Genomic DNA, 268 nt, shown 5'->3' with positions numbered 1-268 from the left:
TAGACTTGAAACATATGGCTTTTATGGAGAAAAAAGAAAACTTAGTTTTCATTGGAAACCCTGGTGTAGGGAAAACACACCTTGTCATTGCATTAGGCATTGAAGCATGTCATCAAGGCTACCGTACGCTGTTTATCAGTGGTCATGAATTACTTTTACGTCTTCGTTCTGCCTTTGAAAAAGGGACCGTCGATCGTGTTCTGAAACGATATGCCAAATATGATCTTTTGATCATTGATGAAATAGGTTATTTACCAATTCAAAAAGT

General features: G+C 36.9%; 1 protein-coding gene. It reads left to right on the top strand.

Annotation, left to right across the window (positions count from 1 at the left end; all coding sequences use genetic code 11):
* Positions 1–268, top strand: a 268-nt coding sequence (locus ACYQ2O_RS13225; protein ID WP_459796834.1) for an ATP-binding protein, incomplete at both ends; no start/stop codon positions are given.

Source organism: Alkalibacterium sp. m-11, assembly GCF_054658155.1.
Note: the sequence above shows the minus strand (reverse complement) of the source record. Positions and strands in the feature narration are given on the sequence as shown.